Consider the following 21,768-nt stretch of genomic DNA (forward strand, 5'->3'; position numbering starts at 1 on the left):
TTGGAAAGGGCCTTATTTTTCAAGAGAATCAGCAAAATACTGGACGATAAAATCACAGAATTTGCGTGCTGCCAGGGAGAGATATCTTTTTTCGTGACGAATCATTTGAAAATGTCGCTGGCAGATCGGGTGTTCGATCGGAACCATGACAAGGTGAGGGTCTTCCTCTCGACTGATACAGCCATAGAGGGCGATGCCAAGACCTGCGCGGACCAGCTTTTGTATAGAGCCGGGATCATCTACCCGACAAGCGAATTTGGGGGTAATCCCTGCTTTTTGAAAGAACTGATCGTACAGCATTTGGATGGGAAAGTCCTCCCTGTAGCCAATAAATGACTCTTCAGCCAGCTCGCTTAGTCGAATGCTGCTTTGCTTGGCTAAGTGATGTGTGCGGGGGACAGCTACATGAATATCTTCTTTCAATACGGGCGTAGTCAAAATATCCGGCACCCTGATCGGCAAATGCGTGAAGCAAATATCCACTTCGCCTGACTCCAGGAGGGTTGCCATTTCTTCGATGCTGGCTTGCGTGATCTGGAAGTGTACATCGGGATGGAGGGCGAGAAACTTACCCAACGGTTCTGATAACAAATCCAAGGTTGACGTTGCCAGATGAATACGACCATGTTCCATTCCGGCCAGATCCGATACGACTTTTTGACCTTCCTCCAACAAGTTAAGTGCTTTATCTACACGCTCCAGATACGCCTTCCCAAATGTATTCAGCCGAATACGTCCTCGCTCGCGGTCGAATAACGGAACCCCGACATCCTCTTCCAACCGAGCAATGGTTTTGCTGAGAGCAGGCTGAGCAATTCGCAGCTCTTGGGCGGCTTTCGTCATATGCTGCCACTTGGCCACTGTCCGGAAATAGTGCAATTGCAACAATTCCATTCGATTCAACTCCATATACTCAGGTATATCAACTGCATATCAAAAGATATATTTTCGTTTATTTTAAAATCATTATAAACTACATCTAGCAAGGCAAACAATCACCTTCCCGGGAAGAAATCGGTGATAACGAGAGGTGTCTTTCCAATATGCAAACCGAACCGCAACAACAATCTGCTGAAAAAGTACTTCGCGTACTCGTGTTTACCCTCATGATTACGGTAATGAGTGCTACGATGTTCAATATCGTGTTACCGCAAATCAGGACAGAATTTCATTTATCTTTTAGCCAAGTAAGCTGGGTGACGTCTGCCTTTTTGTTAATCTATGCGGTTGGAACCGTGATGTACGGAAAGCTAGCCGATTCCTACAAGCTCAAACATTTGCTTACATTCGGATTAATTCTGTTTGCTATCGGCTCCCTTATCGGATTTTTCGCTCATAATTATGGCATGGTGCTTTTTGGGAGAATTGTGCAGGCAGCAGGAGCTGCGGTTGTTCCGGCGACGTCTTCCATTATTCCGGTGCGCTATTTTCCCCCGGAGAGTAGGGGGCGAGCTCTAGGGATCTCAATGACCGGGATGGCAATCGGTAGCGCATTAGGTCCCGTTCTTTCCTCTTTGCTGGTCAGTCTGCTCGATTGGAGATGGCTGTTCTGCATGCCGTTGTTCACGCTTTTTGCCGTGCCTTTTTTCCGTAAGTATTTGGAGGAGGAGGAGCAGGAAGCCGTCAAAATGGATTGGATCGGCGGTGGGCTTCTCGCAATCACGATTGCGTTGCTTCTGTTGGCTATTACGAATCAGAGCTTGCTGCTCGCACTGGGGTGCATCTTCTCATTCGTTCTGTTCTTGGTAAGAATTCGGACGACCGCAGAACCTTTTGTTCGCCCTGGCTTATTCCGGAGCAAACGCTATTCGCTCGGGCTGGTCATTGCCTTTTTGATGATAGGGAGTGGTTATTCGTTCGCTTTCCTTAGTCCACAGTTGTTGGCCAATGTGAATCACCTGGCAACAGGACTCATCGGCTTTGTCATGGTACCGGGAGCAATTGTGACCGCGTTCTTGGGGAAAAAGGCCGGGATTCTTGCAGATAAGAAAGGGAATTCGTATTTATTTTACACAGCGTCTGGGTTACTTTTGAGCAGCTTTGTCCTCTTCTCTTCCTTTGCGGGAGTATCTCCGTTTCTCATTGCTGTTTTTCTGATTTTTGGCAATGTCGGACTATCGTTTATGATGATTTCGATGTCAAACGCAATCTCGCAGACTCTACCAAAGGAACAGATCGGCGTCGGTATGGGACTGTTGGCAATGCTGAACTTTATTGCAGGTGCACTTGCAGCTACCTTGTACGGCAAATCGATTGATGGAGGAGCTGCTGTGAGCTGGAATCTGCTCAATAGCTATCCAGGAGCGTCCGTCTATAGCAATATTTACTCCGTTTTAGTGCTCATGATACTGGGGCTCGCTTGCCTTTATTACAGACAGTTTGGCCGCAGCTCGGTGAGAGAACTCCATTGATTGGGTTAATAAAATTATTTTTATTGCCAGTCTCCATTGACAACCAGAAATAAACCGAATAAAATTTCAAACAATAATAACAATAACGCGAAGAACGGGAACAGTAAGTGGTCTGATCTGTTTAGAGAGCTGCGGGATGGTGCAACGCAGTCAGAGAAGCCAGTGAAGCTCGCCCGGGAGCGGCAGGACTGAACAAGATGTAGCGCTGCATCGAGCAGTAAGTTCTGACGGTTAACCTCCGTGATCGGGTTGTGCTGATCGACTAGGATCAGTACATGAGGTGGACTTCTGGCGAGTAGCTGGGGTCAACGAGAGTGGTACCGCGATAGACAAGGTCTGTCGTCTCTTCGATAGAGACGGCAGGCCTTTTTGATTTTCACAACGACATAGAGCAAACGCGAAGAACGGGAGCTAGTAAAGCGAATTTCTTGTCCAGAGAGCTGCGGGTAGGTGCGACGCAGTCAGGAAATGCTCGAATCTCACCCGGGAGCGGCAAGGTTGAAAACATACAGTAGACCTTGACGGATCGTCCCACGTCATCGGGACAGCGAGGTGGATTCTCTTTTGAAAAAAGAGGGGATCAACGAGAGTGGTACCGCGGCAGCCAAAAGCCTGTCGTCTCTTGTATATGGAGACGGCGGGCTTTTTTTATTGAGAAAATAACGAAAAATTGAGGAGGCAATACCCATGACAAAACGAATTCATATTTTCGATACGACACTGCGTGACGGAGAGCAAGCACCAGGAGCGTCTCTTTCTCCTGAGCAAAAAATCGTGATAGCGAAGCATTTGGCAGACCTCGGAGTGGATGTCATTGAACCGGGCTTCCCGATCTCCAGTCCTGGTGACTTCATGGCGGTGCAACGTATTTCGCAAGAGGTGCACGGCGTGGAGATCTGTGGCTTTGCTCGTGCGGTGAAAGAGGACATCGACGCTGCCGTTCGGGCTACACAAGCGGCAGAGCGACGCAGACTCCACATGTTCCTGTCATCCTCCAGCATTCATCTGGATTTCCAACTGCGCAAGTCGAGAGAGCAGGTGATTAAAATCGCCCGCGAGATGATTGCGTACGGCAAACAGTTTGTAGACCGGATCGAATTTTCACCAATGGATGCGACCCGTACTGGAGATGAGTTCCTGTTTGAAATGATCGAGGCAGCGATCGAAGAAGGAGCAACCATTATCAACATCCCGGATACGGTCGGATATGCGCTACCGGAAGAGTACGGAGCCATGTTCACTCGTGTCATGAAAAATGTCCGTGGCAGCGACAAGGTAGAGTTCAGTGCACACTGCCACAATGACCTGGGACTCGCGGTTGCAAACAGTTTGGCTGCAATTCGTGCTGGGGTCACCCAAGTCGAAGTAACGGTCAACGGGGTCGGTGAGCGAGCAGGGAACTGCTCCTTGGAAGAGCTGGTGATGGCAATTGAGACGCGCAAAGAAGCATTGGATGCTGAGACTGGCATCAGACCAGAGCACATTTACACCACTTCACAAAAGGTGAGCCGTGCCATGAGCTTCCCGATTGCTTTCAACAAACCAATTGTCGGTCGCAATGCCTTTCAGCACGAAGCGGGAATTCATCAGGACGGTCTCTTGAAAGAGCGCAGCACATACGAAATCATGGACCCGGAGAGCTTGGGCGTACCTCGTAACATGATCATTCTCGGAAAGCACTCCGGTCGTCATGCCATCAAGCACCGTGTAAAAGAATTCGGGATACAGATGACCGACGAACAGATGGAGACACTGTACGTCCAATTTAAAGAGCTGGCTGACAAGCAAAAAGTGGTCCAGGATCATCAGTTGCTTGAGCTGGTAGGACATACCGTGAACGCGGTACTGGAGCCGTTCACACTGGTCAATGCGCAAGTGCTCACTGGCACATCCGGAAGTCGTATGGCTTCCTGCACCATTACGAACAATGTGACAGGAGAAGAACAAGCATACTCGGGCACCGGAGAAGGACCTGTCGAGGCATTGGTGGCAGGCATCAAGCAGGCACTACCGTTCGACGTAGAGTTTACGGACATGGAGCTGTATTCATTGTCGTCGGGAGAACATGCGACAGGCGAAGCGATCGTGACGGTCAGCGCTAATGGAAGTCATTTTAAAGGAGTTGCCGAGCATCGAGATGTACTGATGGCGGTCGCGCAGGCGTTTATGGCGGCGAGCAATCAGGCGGTGCGTGATCATCAGGCCAAAGTTGTTGCAGCCGGGGCTAACTAAGAGCTAAACATAAAAAGTCAGCCTGTAGATGGTTACAGGCTGACTCATCACGTGCTTATGGCTGTAGTGGGGAGAAGAATATTTCCAGTCTAGGCTCAAGGCTCCGTCCTGCTGGGGGTTAAGACTGCTCGCTCCGAAGGGATTCGCGGGGAAACGCAAAAGTGGTAGCCGCTACGTCGCATGGGCACGGTTGCGTTTCTTTTTGCCCGCTCATCCCTTCTCCGCTCGGTAGGACTCCACAAGTCGCTACGTCTGGAAATATTCTTCTCTGTCGTTGCTGAAGATTTAAAGTCTTCTAAAACCCGTTTAAGTATGGAAAGCTCGTAGAGGAAACAGGAGAAATAAGCGAAGATCTTAGGGACGCCGACCGAGACGGAATGCAAAAAGCGAAACACGCTCTTTAGCGTCCACCTCTGAAAAACTTCCTGAATGGACTACTTTGGACGCGGTTTCGCTTTTTGCATGGAGTCGGGCAGTCAATCCCACAGCGGGTGGCCCTAGAAGCTGAGCGTTTTCTCCTGTTTCCTCCCCACCACTACAGTAACGTGCAAGAAGGTCTTTTTATATCAACCAGTAAAAATCAACTCATATACCATCTTCACAATCAAGGTAATGGATACGACCAAGAACAATGGACGAACATAACGTACCCCCGTTTTGATGGCCATTTTGGCACCGAGGTTAGCGCCCAACAGCATCGCGATACCCATGATAAGACCAGTCATGAAGACAACCTTGCCCTCCATTGTGAAGACAAAAAGCGCTGAAATGTTACTGGCCAGATTCAAAATTCGGCCATTGCCGGCCGCAATTACAAAATCATAGCCAAACAAAAGCACCATTAGAAAAACAAAGAACGAACCAGTTCCAGGCCCGAAAAATCCATCGTAAAATCCGATTAAAAAGGTAAAAGGAATCCCGATGCCGAGCGTAAATTTGGTCAGCCCCTTGTAGTTGGAATCTTGACCGAAACGTTTGTTGAAAAGGGTGTAAACAAAAATGAGTGCCATCATGATAACGACAAGGAACTTCAAAAACTCCTGGGGAACGAACAGAACTGTTTTCGCTCCGAAATAGGCGCCGATCAGGGAGACGGGAAATAAGATCAGCATGAGCTTCTTGTCAAATTTACCGCTCTTGATAAAGGTGTAAGAACTGGTAGCTGATGAAATCGTGCCAGCCAATTTGTTCGTGCCAAGAGCAAGGTACGGTGGCATTCCTAGACCGAGCAGAGCGGGGAGGGAGATGAGTCCGCCTCCACCAACAGTACTGTCGATGAATGCTGCAATGAATCCAAAGACAGCGAGAAGTACGATCGTTGATAAGTCCATTTCCACTAAATATCACCTGATTTTCTTCGTTTGTAATAATCCAAGTCTAGCACGCTCGGTTTTGTTTTCAAGATAGAAATCTTTGAAATAATAAATAGATTAATATACTTTGCATACCGATTTGTTGAAAAACTGTTTGGCTTACAGTATAATGAAGGCGTAAGCTTGACCTACATAATTTGAGGAGGAATGTTACAATGGCACATCAACTTCCTGCATTGCCTTATGCACACAACGCTTTGGAACCACATATCGACGCGCAAACCATGGAGATCCATCACGGACGTCACCATGCTACTTATGTTAACAACCTGAATGCAGCTCTGGAAGCACACGCTGACCTGCAAGGTAAAAGCATTGAAGAGCTGATCAGCAATCTGGATGCTCTGCCTGAGTCCATCCGCACTGCTGTTCGCAACAACGGTGGAGGCCATGCTAACCACACACTGTTCTGGGAAATCATGAGCCCGAATGGCGGCGGCGCACCAACTGGTGAACTGGCTGACGCAATCAGCGCGGCTTTCGGAAGCTTTGACAACTTCAAAGCAGAATTCGCAAAAGCAGCTACTACTCGTTTCGGTTCCGGATGGGCTTGGCTGACTGCAGAAGGCGGAAAAGTAGCAATTAGCTCTACTCCTAACCAAGACAGCCCAATCATGGAAGGTAAAACACCTATCCTTGGTCTGGACGTTTGGGAGCATGCTTACTACCTGAACTACCAAAACAAACGCCCTGACTACATCGGCGCGTTCTGGAATGTTGTAAACTGGGATGAAGTTAGCAAGCGTTTCGCAGCAGCGAAGTAATTGTAACTTTACCTGTCATAAGGCTTGTCGTTCTTTAAGAGCGGCAAGCCTTTTTTTGTTCAGAGAAAAGAAACGGCATCAATTTAGGATACACTTGTAACCGTGGTGATTATGAGATATAATACTTACTAAAAGTAACTAAGTTTAAAAAGTATAGAGGAGAGTGTACGCAAATGATGCCGTCTTTTTTCATTGCACATGGTGCCCCGTTACTTGCCATAGAAAACAATGCCTATACAGAAGCACTGAACCAATTGCCCAGCCTGCTCCCACGCAAGCCGCGAGCAATCGTCATGTTTTCGGCTCACTGGGAAGCTTTTGAGCAAACGGTGGGAACGATGGATATCTTCCCGACTATTCACGATTTTGGCGGATTCCCGCAGGAGTTGTATGAGATTGAGTATCCAGCAAAAGGAGAGCGAGAAATAGCGGAGGAAACAGTCCGCCTTCTTCAGGAAGCGGGCGTGCCAGTTGCTCTCAACACGACACGCGGACTTGATCATGGACATTGGGTCATTCTGCGCCATATGTATCCGGATGCAGATATTCCTGTTGTTGCCTTATCGGTTAATCCGAACCTGACCGTTACAGAGCAATATCAGATCGGTAAAGCACTCAGTCCGCTCCGGGAAAAAGACGTTCTGATCCTCGGCAGTGGCGGAACCGTCCATAATTTTTCCTATATGAACCTGAGAGAGTCCGATAGTGCTACCTTTGAGTGGGCGGAGCAATTCGAAGACTGGCTGCAAACAACATTGACTGACTGGAATGTCGAGGATCTTGCCAACTACCGCGAGCTTGCTCCACATGCCGAAAAAGCTGTTCCTGCGTATGGAACCGAGCATTTTGTTCCGCTTGTGTATGTCATGGGAGCTGCCGACGATGAACGTACAGCGAAGCGCCTGCATATGAGCATCCGCTATGGAAGTCTCAGTCACACCATTTGGCAGTTTGGTGATACGAAATAATGACAGTGCACATGGGGGATGTTTATCGGGAGTATAAATCATTACTGTTTTCCCTTGCGTACCGGATGACTGGCTCGGTAACGGAGGCGGAGGACATTGTACAGGATACGTTTCTTGCGTTGGCAGGTACCGACATCCAAGACATTCACCATGTAAAAAGCTATCTGTGCAAAGCTGTGACCAATCGTTGTCTGGACTTATTAAAATCAGCCCGTTGGAAGCGGGAGCAGTATGTAGGGGAATGGCTGCCGGAGCCGATGCTGGACGCTTCGGAAACCAATGATCCCTTGCAAACAGTGATTGCCGAAGAAACAGTCTCGTATGGCTTGCTTGTTCTCTTAGAGAATCTACCGTCGACGTTACGTGCCGTTTTTGTGCTCCGAACGGCACTCGACTACGAATACAGCGAAATTGCAGCGATGCTCGAAATGACCGAAGTAAACTGTCGTAAGAAGTTTAGCCTTGCGAGAAAAAAGCTGGCTGAAGCAGGATATCAGGCGATCGTCCCTCAGTCGAATCAGACTTCGAGCTTGGTAGAACAGCTGATGCAGGCCATTTCCCAATCAGATGCAAAGTCGTTGATCGGACTTTTGACAAAAGATGCTGTGTTTGTCAGCGATGGTGGTGGGAAAGTCCGTGCGGCTATTCATCCCATCTTTTCAGACGAGCGGATTACTGCCTTCTGGATGGGTGTATGGCCGAGGTGGGCTTCTCATGCTACGATGCAGATTCGCTCGATCAATGGCCAAGATGGGATTGCCGTCTACTCCGAAGGTCAGCTGAAAATGATCATCCAGATCACAATGAATGAAGAAGATCGCATTTCACGATTGTACATGATGGTCAATCCAGATAAGCTTGCCCATTTGCAAAAAGAAAATGGATGATTCGTCACAAGAAGGACGCTTCACTCGTCTTTGAGGTTGAAAGCAAATTCGAGTGGAGAGGAAAGATGAATGATGCAAGCTAGATTCAATCATCGTGCAGCAAATCCTGAGGCGTATCAAACCATGCTCAAGCTGGAAAATTTCGTGAATGAGAGCGGCTTGGACAAAAAACTGATTGAGCTGATCAAAATTCGTGCTTCCCAAATCAACGGCTGCGCTTTTTGCATGGATATGCATACACAGGATGCACGCAAACTCGGTGAAACAGAGCAACGCATTTATTTACTCAGCCTATGGAGAGAATCCGCGGTTTACACAGAGGCAGAGCGGACCGTCCTTGCACTGACAGAAGCTGTCACTGTCATTACGGCTAACGGAGTTTCGGAAGAGCTCTATCAGCAGGTCCGCGAGCATTTTGACGAGAATCAGTACGTTGCCTTGATTATGGCGATCAATACGATCAACAGCTGGAACCGAATCGCGATTTCGACAGGAATGAGTGCTCCGTATAATAAGTAAAGATCAGTCAAGAAAAAGACACGCTCTTAGGAAAAGGGAGCGTGTCTTTTTCGGCTATACATCCATCTCGACTTTTCTGCCTGGATAGTACTGTTTCTCTTCAGAAAGTGGATTGCCTTTGGCGGTCAGCACGGTAGGCGTAATCCGGAAGATGGCGGTCGTACTTCCCATCGAAGAACGATACTTGATGACATGCTGCAAAGGCAACGCTTCTGAATAGTAGCCGGGTACGTACTTGTCGATCATGGATTGCATCGCATCGCGCATCTCCTCAGGTTCAGAAACACGCTCGATTGTCCCAGCGATAAACACACTCATGTAAGCCGTATCGATATGGGCAGGCACAGGTGAGGCGATTGTGCCGTATTCCTCGCAAACACTGAAACATACACGGTTGTTGCCATTCATCATCTCGATTTTTCTGCCAGAATCCGCGCCGTGAAAATAAATACATCCATTCCACCATGCAAAATTCAATGGGAGGATGTACGGCTCGATTTCATTGGACAAGCCGAGATGGCCGACCTTAGCCACTTGCAAAAACTGGTCAATTTGCTCCTGATCAGTAATGGTACGCTTGGAATAACGAATTGGTATCATGTCGAGTCCCCCAGTCTGTCGTTGTTATTTTGATCGTAATGGGTATTTGACTAGGAGAACAGGTGCAATTTTGGTAAAAATGAACAGGTCAGATGACAAAAAAATAACCGCCCTCTACTGGCAGGGGCGGCAGTCTCGTCGATTATGAGCGTTTTGAATCCAATTTTTTGGTAAGCTGTTCTTCTCCGTGGTGGATCCAACCGACGAAGGAATCGCGGATGGTCAGATCAAAATTGAGGTAGACCACGGCGACGAACATGTAGTGACTTTTCCCTTGAAAACGGGAGCGGTAGCGCAGATCAATCCATTTGACCTCATAGCCAAAGGAGCGCTCCTTTGTTTCTACATGCACATGATGGGTAAAAGCGAGGAAGGACTGGACTTTGTAGCTTTTCTTGGCTGCCGCAATCCGCTCATTTTCCGGTTTGATGGAGAAGGTGTCCAGGATGACGACATCGCCTGAAATGACTTCACCTACATACCAATGCTGGTCTGTCTTGGCGACGAAGGTCCAATACGTCCAGGAAAGCGTAGGGATGATGGTGAAGGTACCAGCTTTGCCGATTCGCTGACGAACCAACTCGGTCGTTCGTCTTTGCGCCTGACAACGCCAGTAATAGTATCCGGCAATGATCACGTAAATCCATAAAAAGACGTGTCCTGGATGCGCACCTGCTGCCCATAGCATAAAGCCGACGAGATGAGCAGCGAAAATGAACGGATCGAAAATGAAAATGGCGTTGAGAGCCACCCATTTGTCGCGAAACGGGTACAGGCCCTTTGTGCCATAGGAGTTGAACAAGTCAACGAAGACGTGTAAACAGACGGCTAGGAATATCCAGCCGAGCAAATGCAGCCAATGGGGCTGTGGCATCATGGCCTGGATGAGAACGAAAATGGCTCCCGTCCAGAGAAATAAAGCCGGAACCGAGTGAGAAACACCTCGGTGGTTGCGAATGTAGGCAGCGGTACCACGAAGGCGGACTAAGCCATCCAAATCAGGTGCCTGCGAGCCAATGACCGTACCAATCATGACGGCCACTGCAAGTGACGGAGTAGAAGCTACGACAGGATCAAGATAGGCGAGCCCGGCCAACCCAAAGCCCATGGCAAAATGTGTGGCTGTATCCATGGAATCGTTGTCTTCCTCCCTTCCTTCCACTTTTATTGTTTATTATAGCGTTTGCCTAAGCTTAATTCCCGCCCGTTCTGAAAATATTTGTGTGCTTGTTCGCACGGGGTGGGAAGGGTATGATGAAAGCGTTGAATCGTTAAAGGAGGAACATGTCGCATGCTAACGGTTTTCATTGAATACAAGTTGGATACTGAAAAACGGAGTCACGCTCTGCGATTGCTCTCCTCGATGTCTGAGCGAATGGAAGCGATGGGTGCACGTCAGTATCGTTCAATGGAGGGCTTGGATCAGCCCGGTCTGTTTGTTGAAATGTTTGAGGTCGAGACTGTTCAACTATACGAAGAAATCAAGGCAAACCGATTGGCAGATCAAGACTTTTGCGACTGTATTTCCGGCGGAGCTGCGAAACTGCATGTGTGGGCGTTTCGTCCCGCGGAACTGGGATGAAAAGGAGTAGAATAAACGGAAATGGCAAGAAAACAAGAAAGCTTGAAATATACCCTTCCTGAACAATTTCATGTGTTTGGCTTTGCCCAAGATTTGCTGGCCTGGTACGACTCACAAAAGCGGGATTTGCCTTGGCGGATCAACAAAGACCCATATCGAATCTGGGTATCGGAGATCATGCTTCAGCAAACACGCGTAGAGACCGTTAAACCTTATTATGCGAATTTCATGGAGAAATTTCCGACGGTGAGTGATTTAGCGAAAGCGCCCGAGGATGATGTCTTAAAAGCGTGGGAAGGGCTCGGTTATTATTCCCGCGCGCGCAATCTTCAAGCCGCAGCCCGCGAGGTAACGGTTCGCTATGGAGGAGTTGTGCCGGATACACCAGAAGAGATCGCTACACTAAAAGGTGTCGGTCCGTATACAGCAGGTGCCATTCTTAGCATTGCCTATGAAAAGGCAGAGCCGGCTGTGGATGGAAATGTTATGCGTGTCTTTTCACGTCTGCTGTATTTAACGGACGACATCGCCAAGCCTGCCACGAGAATCAAAATCGAGCATCTCGTACGCCAGGTCATTCCAGCGGGGAGAGCTGGTGATTTCAATCAGGCTTTAATGGAGCTGGGAGCGATGGTCTGTGTGCCGCGCACTCCGCAATGCTTGACCTGTCCGGTGTTTGACTACTGTATGGCCCGTCAGGAGGGAGTGGCAGAAGAGCTGCCGGTCAAAGGCAAAGCCAAACCTCCACGTCCTGTTGATCTGCAAGTAGGCATTATCATTCGCGACGGCAAAGTATTGATGAACAAGCGTCCCGATCAGGGGCTTCTCGCCGGCATGTGGGAATTCCCTACTGTTGAAACCGAACAGGAAAGTGATGCTGCCAAGCAGGAGGCACTTGCAGTTGGTTTGCGTGAACGATTCGGAATCGATGTAGAAGTCATGCAGCCACTTGGTACGGTTCAGCACGTCTTCTCCCATTTGCAGTGGAACATGCAAGTATGGTCCTGTGACTGGATCGAAGGGGAAGAGCTCCCCGCTCATGCAAGATACGCAGCTTGGGAGGAATTAGATGCTTACACCATCCCGATGGCGCATCAAAAAATTCGCGAGCTGTTGGGACAAAAATAACGATTAGGCAAAGCTGTCGAGCATTTTTCGGCAGCTTTTATTTCATTAGACCGATGTGACGCAAGCCGTGAGATATCCCGCCATCATCGACGTTCCGTGTTACGTAATTGGCATGCGGCAACAAAGCTTCATGCGCATTGCCCATCGCGATTCCCATCCCGACATAAGACAGCATTTCTTTGTCATTCAGACCGTCTCCAAAAGCAACTGCCTTACTTGGCGCAAGCCCGATATGCGAGAGGAGAGCTTCAATACCGAGGGCTTTTGAACCGCCTTTCGCAAAAACATCCATACAATACTCATGCCAGCGTATAAACGAGAGAGCGGGAATCTCTTCTCTGTACTGTTGTTCGTGCGCTTCTGGTGTAAACAACAGCGCCTGATAAATATTTTCAGAATGGGCGAAGTTTGCATTGTGATCAGGGGAATCAAGCTTCAATTGCTGAAAGGTCCAATCCAAATAAGGATGCTGCTTATGGGTAGAAAAGCCCGCCGTACTGCCTTGAAACACGATGGGATGGTCGTGCTGGTCTGCGATCTGCTGCAATTGATCTAGTGTTGTGGTCGGGATGGGGCGATCATAAATGGTTTTTCCTTGATAGACGACATATGCGCCATTGCAACTGACATACGAATCGATGCCGCACTGCTGGGCAAGCTCGTCAAAATAATAATGAGCTCTGCCTGTTGCTAGGACGACCTCGATCTTGTTTCTTTGCAGCTCTTGAATGGCTTCGAGAGTATCCGGTGGTATGATTTTCTCTTCGTTGACGAGTGTTCCATCAATGTCTAAAAAGACGATTTGATACTCCATGATTTCACTCCCCACTGTTCTCTTTTGAATCCATTATAAAGCTTCGAGAGAGGGGAAGAGCAGTGGAAAATAAAAAGATCATGCCCCCGCAGACATGATCTTTGTAAAACCGTTTCTTTTTAGCGAATCAAAAACTCTGGAAATTGTGTGACGATCTGATGCTTTTGTTCTTCGATGCGTTTCAGCGCTTGCTGTTGCATGTATTTTGCTTCAATTTGCTTCGGTGTCAATTTCCGTTTCTCAATGATGATTGTGAAGAAAATCATTGGAATGTACATGAGTGTATCCCTCCCATCCCGTTAGTTTGGTGCAGTCAGCTACCATCTATCGCTTTGACTCCCGTAAACCTCATCATCTGACGCCGTTGTTTGTTTTTCATACTAAAATCCCTCCTGTAGTCAAGTAATTGTGTTTCGTCCATTAAATGCGGCTCACAAATTGTGCTGCTTGAAAAGCATGTTCTTCGGCGCGTTCTTCGAGATAGCGACAGCGAGCAGATTCTGCGAAAAGTGTCTCCGCTTGTTCCTTATTGCGTTCAATCTTGACTGTGAAAAGCAAAAAGTTCAGTACCATTACCAATCACCCCCTTTCAAGGTGGAAAATGTTAATTGATGAGAAAGAAAAAGACCACGGGCGAAAGCCTGCGGTCTTCTGGCAACAAAAACGGACATGCCGTTTTGAAGGACATAGAAAGACCACAAGCAACAACACCTGTGGTCGGTAATAGACGAAATAGAAATGTTGAAGAGTACGAATACTACTGGAATTCGTCGACCCAGGAGGCGCTGCTATATTCAGTTGGAACATCCACAAGACGATCAATAAAAGCTGGTTTTAGATTCATAGCTATCATCATCATTGTGCTGCCTCCTTTCTTTCCGTAGTAGTAGTGTGTGGAACGTACTCTTAGAATATGGCATTTTTTTCTTGTTGTAAAGCGATTTTTTACCTATTTCTAGAAGAAAGTATATTCTGAATATAATAAAAAATAATAAATAATAAACTTTTGTGCGTTTGGTTGGCAATTTTAGGTTTACTCATGCATATGCCGGGTATTAATATAGGACAATGATAACACGCAGAAAGGTGATGCAGTGAATGAAAACACCTAGACTCACTGTTAAATCCAAGCTGATCGCTACATTTTCCACGATATTAGTCATCCCCATGCTGACACTTGGATGGCTCTCGTATCAGAGTGCCAAGGCCGAGTTGTCAGATGAATTGCTTACGACTGCCTCTGAAAATGTCCGTTTAGTAGACGCGCTTTTGAATCGTACACTTTTGGAACAATCAAGGAATGTGGAATGGGTCGCTGCTGATATTGTACGCAACGATATCATGGAAGAGACCAGAACAAATACGCAAAAAAAATTACAGCGCTTTCTCGCTATGAATCCGGAAGTGAGTGAAGCGTATATCGGGGACGAGAATGGCGGCATGATGACCGCAACCGGCTCCAAGCTCCCGGACGGATTCGACCCGCGAAAGAGAGATTGGTACATAGCAGCCATGAAGCAACCTGGCAAGGGTATCATTGTGGACCCATACATTGATGCCATTACGGGCAAAGTCGTCGTGGGAATAGCCATGGCATTGCCTGATCAGTCCGGTGTCTTTGGGATTGATATTCAACTGACTGCGCTGGACACAACCGTTAAGCAGGCGAAGATTGGTACGCAAGGATATATGGCTATTTTGGATAAAAACCGCAAGATGCTTGTCAATCCAAATGGAGAGTCGGGCGTTGAAGTTGCAGAGTCTTGGGCAGATACTGTTTATGCGGAAGAGTCCGGACGTTTACAATTTAATCACGAGGGAAATCCCGTCCAAGCCGTGTTTACTACGAATGAAAATACGGGCTGGAAGCTTGTAGGCGTGATGTATGAAAGTGAAGCAGCAGAAGCAGCAAATCCAATTTTTCACACCATGGTCGTGATTATAATTGCAGCGCTGGTGGCAGCTGGCGGAGTCATTTACCTGATTTTGCGCTCCTTACTCCGTCCTTTGCGCATGTTGACAGAAGCAGCGGAAAAAATGAGCCAAGGCGATGTGACACAACAAGTAGATATACGAAGTGACGACGAGTTGGGTACGTTGGGCAAAGCCTTCAATCATATGGCGGAATCTCTTCGTTCCTTGCTTCATTCTGTGAATGATTCTGTTCAGCAGCTGGCTTCTTCGGCAGAGCAGCTCGCGGCCAGTGCGGATCAGACAAGCAAAGCCACAGAACAGATCGCAGAGACCATGCAAGAAATGGCGGAGGGAACCGAGCAGCAAGTCTCCCATACGCAGGAGGGGAACGCAGCAGTCGAACAAATGTCGGCAAGAATCGGTCAGATTGTAGAGCATACACAAAATGTATTCACCGCAGCCCAGGATTCGTCGGACTTGGCAGTGGCCGGAAACAAAGCCATTCAATCGGCTGTGTTGCAAATGAACGCATCCAGCGAATCGATTCACGGTCTGGCAAAAGTTGTGGATAATCTGGGGACGCGTTCCCAAGAAATCGGAAACATCGTGGATGTGATTACTGCCATCGCTAATCAAACCAACCTGCTCGCACTAAATGCGGCAATCGAAGCGGCTCGAGCAGGGGAGTATGGACGAGGCTTTGCTGTGGTGGCTGATGAGGTACGCAAGCTGGCAGAGCAATCCGCAAGCTCGGCACAACAAATTAGTCAACTGATCACCGCGATTCAAGCGGAGACAAACCATGCTGTGATCGTTATGGATCAGAGCAAGCGTGAAGTAACGGAAGGTATTGAAAAAGTGAACGAAGCTGGCCAGTCCTTCGAACAAATTCAATCAGCCGTCAATGAAGTGGCAGAGAAAATCGGTCAGGTATCTGAAGCGACGCGTGATTTCTCTACAAGGGCACAGCAAGTGGTTGAGATCATTGGCCATATTTCCGAAGTGACACTGCAAGCATCTGATGGAACACAAAGTGTATCCGCAGCTGCCCAGGAACAGCTAGCCTCTATGGAAGAGATCGCTTCCTCAGCCGTTTCTCTCGAACACCTCGCGGAGGAATTGCAAAACCAGATCGGCAAATTCCGTATCTAAAAATAAGCCCGGCGCCGTGTTTACATACACGAGCAGCCGGGTTTTTTACTTAATCGTAAATAGGTGACGAGGAATGATCCCATCCCCCGCTGTCTCCATTCACAGGCCCACGGGATTCAAGCTCATGGATGACTTTGACGTGAAGAGAGGCTCCTTCTGCACTGAGGTAAGCTGCCAGTTGTGAAAAGCTGTGATGGTAATAAAGCAGCTCATTCATTTCCCAATCAGCCAGTGGCACTATGGTTAATTCAGACAATTCCCGACCTATGTACACCCTGCCATTCCTCCTTATGTGGTAGTGGTTTGCCTGATACTGCGAGCTTAGTATGGCTATAGTCGAGAGGATCAAGTCATGCCGGGATTTTTTCCGCAGGTAGAAAAAGCGCAGGTGGAGTTGTATAATGAATGAGTGATTTTTATTTATTAGTACCTGCTATTAATAGTTGGTCAGATCGGGAGGTAATCTTTTTATGAATACAACGAAAAAAGTAGCACTGGTTACTGGCGGAACGCGAGGAATCGGAAAAGCGATTGCGCTTCAATTGGCTGAACAGGGCTATGACCTGGTGCTGAACTATTTGCGTAACCGCACTGCGGCAAGAGAAGCAGCAGCAGAGCTGGAAGCAAAGGGCGCTCGTGTCCATCTGATCAAAGCCAATGTAGGGGATGTAGCAAAAATCAAAGAGTTGTTCGCAGAAATTGACCAGGAATTCGGTCGCTTGGATGTATTTGTGAACAATGCGGCATCGGGTGTACTGCGTCCGCTGATGGAGCTGGAAGAAAGCCATTGGGACTGGACCATGGAAATTAACAGCAAGGCGCTGTTGTTCTGTGCGCAAGAAGCGGCAAAACTAATGATCAAGGGCGGCAACGGCGGAAAAATCGTGAGCTTGTCCAGCCTTGGGTCCATTCGCGTTCTCGACAACTATACAGCGGTTGGCGTATCGAAGGCAGCTGTAGAAGCGATTACTCGTTATTTGGCAGTCGAGCTCGCACCGCATAATATTGTAGTAAACGCTGTTTCTGGCGGAGCGGTGGATACGGATGCACTCAAACATTTCCCGAATCGTGAAGAATTGCTCGGTAGCTCAGCAGAGCGTACGCCAGCAGGACGTATTGTGGAGCCGGAAGATTTGGCTAATGCGGTGATATTCTTGCTCTCTGACAAAGCGTGGATGGTTCGCGGACAAACATTGATTGTAGACGGCGGTATTTCTCTTTTGACATAATGATTTATTGAAGATGGAGTATGGAGTTGGAGACTTTGTGGTGTTGCGACACAAGACAAAGTTGTCCATGTGTTGTACAATAGAGGAAGAAGGTTACGAAGGAGGCAACACATGCTGATTCGTCCGTTTCGACTCGGTGACTATTCGGCTATCACACGTATTTGGCAGGAGACGGGGTTGGACCAATCGGACAAAGAGTCATTGAACGATTTGGCCCAGCATTTGGCTTGGGACAGCGATCTGGTAATGGTTGCAGAAATGGAAGGCAGAGTTGTAGGGGTCGTGGTTGGCACGATCGACGGTGCACGTGCCTATTTCTACCGATTGGCTGTACTTCCAGAGATGCAAGGCTCAGGTATTGGTCGCGAACTCGTTGAAGCAATTGAAAAGCGTTTCAAGCAACGAGGTGTCAATAACGTCTTGATCATGGTCAATCAATCAAATCCGGAAGTCCTTCCGTTTTACCTTTCACTTGGCTATGAAGTACAAAAATATGTTACACTTTCCAAAAAGCTCTCTTCTTAAAGGAGGCTTGTCCCCATTCAAATAGAGAAGAGAAGAAAGGGGAGAGTCATGTCACCAACTCCGGGCTCCAATATCCGCATAGAAAGTTATAAACATGACCATTCGTTGCACCGCATATGGGACAAATCTACGTTGATTCATACCAGTGATGCGGTGGTGATTGGGGGAAATGATCGGGTCAAGGTGACAGAAGCAGACGGGCGGGAATGGCGTACGCGTGAACCGGCCATTTGTACATTTGGTAGAGGCCAGTGGTTCAATACCATTGCCATGATTCGTGATGACGGTATTTATTATTATTGCAACATTGGTTCGCCCTTCAGCATGAAGGGACAATTGCTTAGCTACATAGACTATGATCTCGACGTAAAAGTGTTTCCCGATATGACGTACTCGATTCTCGACGAAGAGGAGTTTCTTTTACATAGCAAACAGATGAACTATCCTCCATTTGTTGTGGAAAGAGTGCAGACAGCATTGCGAGAGGTGCTGGATTGGGTAAGCGCGCGACGTGGCCCTTTTCAAAACGGTTTCGTCCAACGTTGGTACGAGCGTTATCTTTTAGTGCGAGATGATGAGGAATAATCCCTTTCCCGAATGACCGGGGGAGGGATTTCCTTGTTTGCAAAGGAGGTATGATGGTTGAGCATACGCCGCTATTTGGCTTATGTCCTGCCCTATTGGAAACAAATATTGGGCACTATATTTATTGGAATGATTAAGTTTGCGATCCCACTTGCTCTGCCGCTTCTTATCAAATACGTCATTGATGACCTGCTGCCAAGTCCGCTTCCTCAAGAGGAAAAACTGAAACAGTTATTTTGGCTGATGCTGGGGGCCTTTTTGTTATTTACCCTCGTTCGCGCCCCTGTTGAGTACATCCGGCAATACTATGCACAGTGGGTATCCAGTCGTATCTTGTTTGACATCCGCAATCAATTGTTTTCTCATTTACAACGACTGTCGATGCGCTACTACAACAATACAAAAACGGGTGAGATCATCTCTCGCGTCATTAACGACGTGGAATCAACCAAAAGCTTCGTGGAAACGGGATTGATGAATCTTTGGTTGGACCTGATTACGATTACGCTGACGATGGGGATCATGCTCTATATGGACGTGGAGCTGACGATTGTCGCGATTATCGTTTTCCCTTTGTACAGTATCTCCGTCAAGTTTTTCTACAAGCGCTTGCGTCAATTGACAAAGGATCGTTCTGCTGCACTGGCGCATTTGCAAGGTCATTTGTACGAACGCGTGAACGGCATGTCGCTCATCCGCAGCTTTGCATTAGAAAAGCAGGAGAGCAAGGAATTTGCCAAGGAGAACAATCAGTTTTTGGATAAGGCACTGGCACATACGCGGTGGAATGCCCGAACCTTCGCCGTGGTCAATACGGTGACGGATATCGCACCGCTCCTGGTCATTGCCTATGCTGGCTACCAAGTCATTGGCGGGAGTATGAGCGTAGGGACGCTCGTTGCGTTTTATGCTTATTTGGAGCGCTTGTACACGCCGCTGCGACGTCTGGTCAATTCGAGTACGGTACTGACTCAGGCAATTGCCTCGATGGACCGGATGTTCGAGTTTATCGATGAATCATACGATATCGTTGACAAGCCAAATGCAGGGGATCTGCCTGTAGACCCTGCAACCAAACGAATTCGCGGAGAAATCCGCTTTGAGAACGTGTCCTTCCGCTATCGGGAGGAAGGCCCTCTCGTCTTGAACAATGTGAATCTGAACATCTCTTCTGGCGAAACGGTTGCAATTGTCGGGATGTCAGGCGGCGGAAAATCTTCTCTGATTAGCTTGCTGCCGCGTTTTTGGGACGTGACAGAAGGGAAAATTACGATTGATGGCATCGATATCCGCGATGTGAAGCAGCAAAATTTGCGTTACCACATCGGGATGGTGCAGCAAGATAATATTTTGTTTAGTGAATCAGCAAAAGTGAATATTTTAATGGGCAATCCTGATGCGGATGACAATGCTGTACAAGAAGCTGCGAAGGCGGCAAATGCCCATGACTTTATTAGCGAATTACCGAATGGGTACCATACGGAGCTGGGAGAGCGTGGCGTGAAGCTCTCGGGCGGACAAAAGCAGCGAATCGCGATTGCGCGTGTTTTCCTGCGTGACCCGGGTATTCTGATCCTGGATGAGGCGACGTCTGCACTCGACTTGGAATCAGAGCACACGATTCAGGAGTCTTTGTCTAGGTTGGCAAAAGGAAGAACCACGCTCATCGTGGCCCATCGACTTTCGACGATTACCCATGCGGACAAAATCATTGTCATGAAAGAGGGCCAAATCGTTGAGGAAGGCACGCATGAGCAATTGCTTGCGAGAAAGGGAGTATATTATGGCCTGTGGAGTGTGCAAGATCTAGGAAGTACATCCGACCCGCAACTGGGATAAGCAGATGGGATTGGAGGAAATCCGATGGAGATATGGCGCCGTAATTTATATGTACTCTGCGGATCCTTGTTTTTCGTCATGGTGGCGATGAGCATGATCATGCCTTTTTTACCGCTTTACATTCAGCAGGATTTCGGAATTGAAGACCCTCATCAAGTAACGGCTTGGGCGGGGATTATTTTTGGAGCCAACTTTTTGACGGCGGGCCTCGTCTCACCTATTTGGGGAAATTTGGCCGATAAGCACGGGCGCAAGATCATGATTTTGCGCTCGGGATTTTTCATGTCCATTACCATGGCACTGACCGGTTTTGCGGGAAGTCTGTGGCAGCTTTTGGCCCTTCGGCTACTCAATGGACTTGTAGGGGGAATCATCCCTGCCAGTACCGCATTGGTAGCATCCTCTGTACCAAAAGAACGAATTGGCTGGGCAACTGGGTTGCTTCAGTCTTTTATTACGGCAGGAACCATTATGGGACCGCTGTTTGGCGGTGTTCTCGCGGAGAAGATCGGCTTTCGGATGATTTTTGTGATTACCGGTTGCGTATTATTACTGGCGACCTTGGTCATTACGTTTATGGTGAAAGAGAATTTTGTTCCACCTGAAAAAAAGGAACGGTCGAGTCTACGGGAAGATTTTCAGATGATCTTCTCTTCCAAAGAACTCCCGGCGCTCTTTTTTGTAACCGTAATGATCCAGTTTGCGTTGTTTAGCATTATCCCTGTGTTGCCGATCTACATTTCGCAATTGGTTGGATCAGAAGGGGCAAAGGTAGCACTGTGGGCCGGTATTGTCCAGGCATGCATGGGGGTAGCAAACGTCTTTGCCTCTCCACAGCTGGGGCGTTTAGGAGATCGGTTCGGTTCGCAAAAGGTGCTCTTGTTCTCGCTTTTGGCTGCCGCAATCATCTTCATTCCACAAGGTCTGGTACATACGGTATGGCAATTGGTCGCGCTCCGGTTTTTGTTAGGATTATCGCTGGGAGGATTGCTTCCATCCGTCAATGCTTTGCTGCGACGAGCAACACCTGTACATATGGTCAGTCGCGTCTACGGCTATAACAACAGCTTCGTCAGTATCGGCAGCATGCTTGGACCGATGATTGGTGGCTTTTTGGCAGGCTATGTGAGTATTAGCGGAGTCTTTTACATGACGAGTGCTTTCTTGTTTATTAACGCAGGCTGGGTGTACTACAGCTTTTTCCGAAACAAATCTGTACAGCATTCTGATTCTGGAATAGAATAAA

22 protein-coding genes and 2 other annotated features are annotated in these 21,768 nt (G+C 48.0%); of the genes, 14 read left to right on the forward strand and 8 right to left on the reverse strand.

The features are described 5' to 3' along the window. Positions 1-12: 12 nt before the first annotated feature. Positions 13-894 (reverse strand): LysR family transcriptional regulator, encoded by an 882-nt coding sequence (locus C7R92_RS28670; protein ID WP_106836514.1) that lies wholly within the window; start codon positions 892-894, stop codon positions 13-15. A 149-nt stretch (positions 895-1,043) separates the two neighbouring features. Here C7R92_RS28670 and C7R92_RS28675 point away from each other — a divergent pair, with 149 nt between their 5' ends. Next, entirely contained in the window at positions 1,044-2,411 is a 1,368-nt protein-coding gene (locus tag C7R92_RS28675; protein ID WP_106836515.1) for an MFS transporter, read from the forward strand. A gap of 81 nt (positions 2,412-2,492) precedes the next feature. Next, positions 2,493-2,761, forward strand: a binding site (T-box leader). Positions 2,762-2,802: 41 nt separating this feature from the next. Beyond that, positions 2,803-3,037, forward strand: a binding site (T-box leader). Positions 3,038-3,098: 61 nt separating this feature from the next. Beyond that, the gene (locus tag C7R92_RS28680; RefSeq protein ID WP_106836516.1) at positions 3,099-4,643 is read left to right on the forward strand and encodes a 2-isopropylmalate synthase; all 1,545 of its coding nucleotides are present in this window, start codon (positions 3,099-3,101) and stop codon (positions 4,641-4,643) included. Between the two features lie 566 nt (positions 4,644-5,209). Here C7R92_RS28680 and C7R92_RS28685 read toward each other — a convergent pair. After that, complete coding sequence (locus C7R92_RS28685) at positions 5,210-5,980, reverse strand: sulfite exporter TauE/SafE family protein (RefSeq protein ID WP_106836517.1); 771 nt, start codon at positions 5,978-5,980, stop codon at positions 5,210-5,212. A 191-nt stretch (positions 5,981-6,171) separates the two neighbouring features. Between C7R92_RS28685 and C7R92_RS28690 the strand changes: the two genes are divergently transcribed. From C7R92_RS28690 to C7R92_RS28705, 4 genes are all read left to right on the forward strand, one after another. Continuing rightward, positions 6,172-6,780, forward strand: a complete 609-nt coding sequence (locus C7R92_RS28690) for a superoxide dismutase (protein WP_106836518.1) — start codon at positions 6,172-6,174, stop codon at positions 6,778-6,780. Positions 6,781-6,953: 173 nt separating this feature from the next. Continuing rightward, a complete protein-coding gene (locus tag C7R92_RS28695) occupies positions 6,954-7,748 on the forward strand; it encodes a dioxygenase family protein (RefSeq protein ID WP_106836519.1) in 795 nt (264 codons plus the stop codon). Further along, a complete protein-coding gene (gene sigJ, locus C7R92_RS28700; protein ID WP_106836520.1) occupies positions 7,748-8,635 on the forward strand; it encodes an RNA polymerase sigma factor SigJ in 888 nt (295 codons plus the stop codon). The genes C7R92_RS28695 and sigJ overlap by 1 nt, the downstream gene beginning before the upstream one ends. A gap of 72 nt (positions 8,636-8,707) precedes the next feature. Next, positions 8,708-9,154, forward strand: a complete 447-nt coding sequence (locus C7R92_RS28705) for a carboxymuconolactone decarboxylase family protein (protein WP_167403240.1) — start codon at positions 8,708-8,710, stop codon at positions 9,152-9,154. 54 nt (positions 9,155-9,208) lie between these two features. Here C7R92_RS28705 and C7R92_RS28710 read toward each other — a convergent pair whose 3' ends face one another. Both C7R92_RS28710 and C7R92_RS28715 read right to left on the reverse strand, forming a co-directional pair. Continuing rightward, positions 9,209-9,754 carry a pyridoxamine 5'-phosphate oxidase family protein gene (locus C7R92_RS28710; protein WP_106836522.1) on the reverse strand — a complete coding sequence of 182 codons (546 nt, stop codon included), beginning with the start codon at positions 9,752-9,754 and terminating at the stop codon, positions 9,209-9,211. A 142-nt stretch (positions 9,755-9,896) separates the two neighbouring features. Beyond that, positions 9,897-10,886: a metal-dependent hydrolase gene (locus C7R92_RS28715; protein ID WP_017250139.1), complete on the reverse strand. Its 990-nt coding sequence runs from the start codon at positions 10,884-10,886 to the stop codon at positions 9,897-9,899. A gap of 159 nt (positions 10,887-11,045) precedes the next feature. Here C7R92_RS28715 and C7R92_RS28720 point away from each other — a divergent pair, with 159 nt between their 5' ends. Next, positions 11,046-11,336, forward strand: a complete 291-nt coding sequence (locus C7R92_RS28720) for a hypothetical protein (protein WP_106836523.1) — start codon at positions 11,046-11,048, stop codon at positions 11,334-11,336. Positions 11,337-11,357: 21 nt separating this feature from the next. Continuing rightward, the gene (mutY, locus tag C7R92_RS28725; protein WP_106836524.1) at positions 11,358-12,464 is read left to right on the forward strand and encodes an A/G-specific adenine glycosylase; all 1,107 of its coding nucleotides are present in this window, start codon (positions 11,358-11,360) and stop codon (positions 12,462-12,464) included. 37 nt (positions 12,465-12,501) lie between these two features. Here mutY and C7R92_RS28730 read toward each other — a convergent pair whose 3' ends face one another. The 3 genes from C7R92_RS28730 to C7R92_RS32480 form a co-directional block, all read right to left on the reverse strand. Beyond that, positions 12,502-13,278: a Cof-type HAD-IIB family hydrolase gene (locus C7R92_RS28730; protein WP_106836525.1), complete on the reverse strand. Its 777-nt coding sequence runs from the start codon at positions 13,276-13,278 to the stop codon at positions 12,502-12,504. Positions 13,279-13,397: 119 nt separating this feature from the next. Then, complete coding sequence (locus C7R92_RS28735; protein ID WP_007729792.1) at positions 13,398-13,556, reverse strand: hypothetical protein; 159 nt, start codon at positions 13,554-13,556, stop codon at positions 13,398-13,400. Positions 13,557-13,698: 142 nt separating this feature from the next. After that, complete coding sequence (locus C7R92_RS32480) at positions 13,699-13,851, reverse strand: hypothetical protein (RefSeq protein WP_017250143.1); 153 nt, start codon at positions 13,849-13,851, stop codon at positions 13,699-13,701. 525 nt (positions 13,852-14,376) lie between these two features. Here C7R92_RS32480 and C7R92_RS28740 point away from each other — a divergent pair. Beyond that, positions 14,377-16,344: a methyl-accepting chemotaxis protein gene (locus C7R92_RS28740; RefSeq protein ID WP_106836526.1), complete on the forward strand. Its 1,968-nt coding sequence runs from the start codon at positions 14,377-14,379 to the stop codon at positions 16,342-16,344. Positions 16,345-16,393: 49 nt separating this feature from the next. On the opposite strand, the gene C7R92_RS28745 is transcribed toward C7R92_RS28740, so the two are convergent. Then, positions 16,394-16,618 carry a hypothetical protein gene (locus C7R92_RS28745; protein WP_106836527.1) on the reverse strand — a complete coding sequence of 75 codons (225 nt, stop codon included), beginning with the start codon at positions 16,616-16,618 and terminating at the stop codon, positions 16,394-16,396. A 196-nt stretch (positions 16,619-16,814) separates the two neighbouring features. Between C7R92_RS28745 and fabL the strand changes: the two genes are divergently transcribed. The 5 genes from fabL to C7R92_RS28770 all read left to right on the forward strand — a co-directional run bounded on the left by fabL (position 16,815) and on the right by C7R92_RS28770 (position 21,767). Further along, on the forward strand, positions 16,815-17,573 hold the full coding sequence (fabL, locus tag C7R92_RS28750) for an enoyl-[acyl-carrier-protein] reductase FabL (protein WP_017250147.1): 759 nt from the start codon (positions 16,815-16,817) through the stop codon (positions 17,571-17,573). A 111-nt stretch (positions 17,574-17,684) separates the two neighbouring features. Next, entirely contained in the window at positions 17,685-18,098 is a 414-nt protein-coding gene (locus C7R92_RS28755) for a GNAT family N-acetyltransferase (RefSeq protein WP_017250148.1), read from the forward strand. Between the two features lie 48 nt (positions 18,099-18,146). Then, positions 18,147-18,683, forward strand: coding sequence for a DUF402 domain-containing protein (locus C7R92_RS28760; protein WP_007729805.1), 537 nt, complete (start codon positions 18,147-18,149; stop codon positions 18,681-18,683). 57 nt (positions 18,684-18,740) lie between these two features. Beyond that, positions 18,741-20,522 (forward strand): ABC transporter ATP-binding protein, encoded by a 1,782-nt coding sequence (locus C7R92_RS28765; RefSeq protein WP_106836528.1) that lies wholly within the window; start codon positions 18,741-18,743, stop codon positions 20,520-20,522. A gap of 24 nt (positions 20,523-20,546) precedes the next feature. Beyond that, positions 20,547-21,767 carry an MFS transporter gene (locus tag C7R92_RS28770; RefSeq protein ID WP_106836529.1) on the forward strand — a complete coding sequence of 407 codons (1,221 nt, stop codon included), beginning with the start codon at positions 20,547-20,549 and terminating at the stop codon, positions 21,765-21,767. The last annotated feature ends 1 nt before the right edge of the window (position 21,768 follow it).

It is taken from the genome of Brevibacillus porteri (assembly GCF_003013475.1).
GTDB lineage: Bacteria > Bacillota > Bacilli > Brevibacillales > Brevibacillaceae > Brevibacillus > Brevibacillus porteri.